This window comes from Micrococcus sp. LASM2_SD2 (assembly GCF_057364565.1).
Map to the genome: position 1 here is coordinate 1 of NZ_JBNFOB010000265.1, position 2,974 is coordinate 2,974.

Annotated in this window: 4 protein-coding genes; all 4 read right to left on the bottom strand. The window is 69.7% G+C overall.

The window, feature by feature from the left end; genetic code table 11:
* Positions 1-59 precede the first annotated feature (59 nt).
* Positions 60-884: an amino acid ABC transporter ATP-binding protein gene (locus AC2W7A_RS11140; RefSeq protein ID WP_485991407.1), complete on the bottom strand. Its 825-nt coding sequence runs from the start codon at positions 882-884 to the stop codon at positions 60-62.
* Between the two features lies 1 nt (position 885).
* Positions 886-1,647, bottom strand: coding sequence for an amino acid ABC transporter permease (locus tag AC2W7A_RS11145; RefSeq protein ID WP_485991410.1), 762 nt, complete (start codon positions 1,645-1,647; stop codon positions 886-888).
* A gap of 89 nt (positions 1,648-1,736) precedes the next feature.
* Entirely contained in the window at positions 1,737-2,558 is an 822-nt protein-coding gene (locus AC2W7A_RS11150) for an ABC transporter substrate-binding protein (RefSeq protein ID WP_485991408.1), read from the bottom strand.
* 203 nt (positions 2,559-2,761) lie between these two features.
* Positions 2,762-2,974: hypothetical protein (locus tag AC2W7A_RS11155; RefSeq protein WP_485991409.1), on the bottom strand; the 213-nt coding region annotated here is incomplete at its 5' end.

Consider the following 2,974-nt stretch of genomic DNA (forward strand, 5'->3'; position numbering starts at 1 on the left):
ACCGGCGGGTGGCGGGGCCGGTCCGGGCGAGGGGCCGTCGTCGTGCTCCGGGCGGAGCGTCAGAGGTCCACCTCGGTGGGGTTGAGGACCCGGCGCAGGAAGTCCTGCGTGCGCGGCTGCTGCGGATCCGCGATGACGTCCGCGGCGCGGCCCTGCTCGACCACGACTCCGCCGTCCATGAAGACCACGCGGTCCGCGACCTCGCGGGCGAAGCCCATCTCATGGGTCACCACGAGCATGGTCATGCCGTCCTTCGCCAGCTGACGCATGATGGCGAGCACCTCGCCGACCGTCTCCGGGTCGAGGGCGGAGGTGGGCTCGTCGAACAGCATCAGCTGCGGGTCCATGGACAGGGCGCGTGCGATCGCCACACGCTGCTGCTGGCCGCCGGAGAGCTGGTCTGGGTAGCGGTCCGCGAGCTCGCCGAGGCCCACCCTCCGCAGCTGACGGCGGGCGACCTTCTGGGCCTCCTCCTTGCCGCGCTTGAGGACCTTCATCTGCGCGACCGTGCAGTTCTCCATTACCGTCAGGTGCGGGAACAGGTTGAACTGTTGGAACACCATGCCGACGTGGCGACGCATCGTGTCGATGTCCACGTCCGGATCGGTCACGGTGAACTCGCCGATCTCCACGGTGCCGCTGTTCGGGGTCTCCAGCAGATTCACGCAGCGCAGCAGCGTGGACTTGCCCGAGCCCGAGGGGCCGATCAGGCAGACGACCTCACCGGGGGCGACGTCCAGGTCGATGCCCTTGAGGACGTGGTTCGTCCCGTAGGACTTGTTCAGGTCCTTGATGGTGACGCGGGTGGCGTGGACCTGGCGCAGGGAGCCGGTGGTCGGCGGGTGCGGGTCCGTGCCTGGGGAATGCTGGGTGTTCTCGGTCATCTCAGGCCTTCTTCCGGGCGGTCTTGGACTCGAAGCGGCGCGCCAGCAGGGACAGCGGCACCGTGATCACCAGGTACAGGACACCGGCCACGACGATCGGGGTCATGCCGGCGCCGAGCGAGGCGATGCCGTCGCGGCCGAACTTCGTCAGGTCGTACTGGAACACGGCGAGGCCGAGTACGTAGACCAGGGAGGAGTCCTTGGTCAGCAGGATGACCTCGTTCGTCAGCGGGGGCAGCACGATGCGGAACGCCTGCGGGATGACGATGGTGACCATCGCACGCCAGGCGGGCATGCCGAGGGAGCGCGCGGCCTCCATCTGGCCCTTCGGGACGGCCTGCAGGCCGGCGCGCAGGGTCTCTGCGATGTACGCGGACGCCACCAGCCCGAGGGCCAGGCAGACGACCAGCGGGATCGGCCAGCTCACGCCGAAGGCGAAGGGGACGCCGTAGCCGAGGGCCAGGAACACCAGCAGCGCCGGGACGCCGCGGAAGAACTCCACGTAGGCCGTGGCGATCCAGCGGTACGGAGGGAAGGAGCTCATGCGCATCAGCGCCAGGAGCATGCCGCCGACCAGGCCGAGGACGAACGAGGTGACCGTGTAGAAGAGGGTGTTGCCCAGGCCGACGAGGATGATGTCCGGGAACATGGCGCCCACGGCACCGAAGTTGAAGACGTTCTCGCCCAGGGCGGTCCAGTCCACGAGGATCGCCAGGAGCACGATCGCCAGGACGAAGACGCCGGCCTGGATCGCGAGGGAGATGTTCCTGCGGCGGCGGGCCGCGCCCGGCCTCGGAGCCGGGGACTCGGTCCCGCGGGTGCCCTGCGGGGCGGGGGTCTGCTGTGTGGTGCTCACTGGTAGTCCTCCTGGACGTGTCCGAACCACTTGTCCTGCAGCTCGGCGACCTTGCCCTCCGTGCGCAGCTCCTGCAGGGAGCGGTCCACGGCGGAGAGGAGCTGGGCCCTCTCGGCGCCGACGGCCATGCCGAGCTGCTCGCCGGTCGGCAGCTCCTCGACGATCTCGAAGCGGTCGTCGTCCTTCAGCTCGTAGAGCAGCACGGACTGGTTGCCGAGGGTGGCGTCCACGTTGCCGGCCTTGAGGGCCTGCACCTGCATGCCGCCGTCCTCGTACTGGACCACGTTCAGGCCCTGTTCCTTGGAGTACTCGTCTCCGGTGGTGGCGGCCTGGACGCCCACGCGGGCGTCTCCGAGGCCGTCGACGGAGTCGAAGCCCTTGTCCTTGCGGGCGACGAGCACGAGGTCGTCGTCCAGATACGGGCTGGTGAACGCCATGACGCGCTGACGGGCGTCGGTGATCGAGATGGAGGAGGCGTTGAGGTCGCAGCTCGTCAGGGAGGCGCCGGACTCGATGGCCTCGAAGGAGGAGTCGACGATCTTGACCTGGAGCTCGAGCTTCTCGGCGATCGCCTCGACGAGCTCGATGTCGTAGCCGGTGATCTCGCCGCCCTGCTCAAACTCGAACGGCGGGTAGGGGATGTCCGAGCACACCGTGAGGGTGCCCGGTTCCACCAGCTGATAGGAGGAGGAGAGGTGCTCGTCGGAGCCGACCGCCTGGGAGGACGAGGTGCCGCCGATGACGGCGCAGCCCGAGAGGGCGAGCGCGCCGGTGCAGGCGGCGGCGACGGCGACGGCACGGGGGTGCGTGCGTGACATGGGACTGCCTTCGTTCGGCGGGGCGTGCGCCCCGTCGGTCCTGTGGTCAGGGGGCGCCGTGGGTGTCCCCGGCGGGGAGGACGGCGCCCTTGATCGCCACACTATAGATGTAGTCCAGCTCACATGTCTCGGATTGTCGGACAAAGCGAGTCACATCGTGACCCGATCCCAGCCCGGACACAGCTGAGGGGCGGCGGTCCCCGTCAGGGGCGGTCCGCGGCGAGCCCCGCCAGGGCCTGCAGATGCAGGGTCAGGGCCCAGGGCAGTTCGGCGTCCAGACGCCGGGAGCCGTCCACGAGCGCCTCGGTGTCCTCGGCCAGGGGAGGGTGGCCGCCCCGCCTCGGTCCAGCACGGTCAGGGGTGCGCGGGGCACGAATCCCTCGGGCGGCCACGTCCCGGCCGACGGCGCGCAGCTG